Source organism: Myxococcus vastator, assembly GCF_010894475.1.
In the GTDB taxonomy this organism is placed as follows: domain Bacteria; phylum Myxococcota; class Myxococcia; order Myxococcales; family Myxococcaceae; genus Myxococcus; species Myxococcus vastator.
The window spans coordinates 1-782 of the sequence record NZ_JAAIYB010000916.1 but is presented as its reverse complement, the minus strand read 5'-3'; the positions used below and the strand labels follow the sequence as shown (position 1 = coordinate 782).

1 protein-coding gene is annotated in these 782 nt (G+C 55.4%); it reads left to right on the top strand.

Annotated elements, in window-relative coordinates; translation table 11 throughout:
- Window positions 1-782: RHS repeat domain-containing protein (locus tag G4D87_RS38315; protein WP_163787657.1), on the top strand; the 782-nt coding region annotated here is incomplete at both ends.

Below are 782 nucleotides of genomic sequence, written 5' to 3'. Positions count from 1 at the left end.
GCTTTAGCTATGAATACGATGGGCGCGACAACAGGCTCTCCGAGATTGTGGACAGACAAGGGGCAGAAACGGTCGAGACGACGCGATACGGGTACGATGCTGCTGACCGCTTGACGGGGGTGCGCTACCCAGACGGAAAGTCGGTCATCTATAGTCTATCGAATGATGGATCACGGCTTGCTGAGAAGACCGACTATGCCTATGCAGGCCCCCTGGGGAAAGGGGCCTTCGAGGCGGTAGCGCAACCGCAGGATCATCTAACATACCACTACGACACCCCTGATTCGCCTGGCGCCCTACGCGAGATTCGAAAAAAAGTCTTGAATCCACTGCCTAGCAATGATCCTGCAGAAATTATCGTTGCGAGCTATTCAACAAACCGTGCAGGTCGCGTAGTGCGTGAAGTGCGGGGGGCATTCACGCGTTGGATGTATTTCGATGCGGCTGACCGACTTGTTGAAGTGGATCTAGCGGACGGCGAACAACAACGAAAGCTCACGTACTCGTATGATTATGCAGGACTAAGGCGTTCTCGATTCAATGGCGAGAGCGTCACCACGTACTTGTGGAGCGGAGGCGCATTGATTGAGGAGCAGTTGCCAAGCATGGAGCCACTAATATACCAGCGCGCTGCTGGACTGGTGGTTGCTACTGGCAGCGACCGTATTTTGCATGATGGGCTCGGGAGTGCAGTAGGCAGAATTAAGCTCGACGGAGCCCTCACCACATCTCAATTTGACGCCTGGGGCGGATATCGGAGTGGGACGGGACTGACGTCCGCG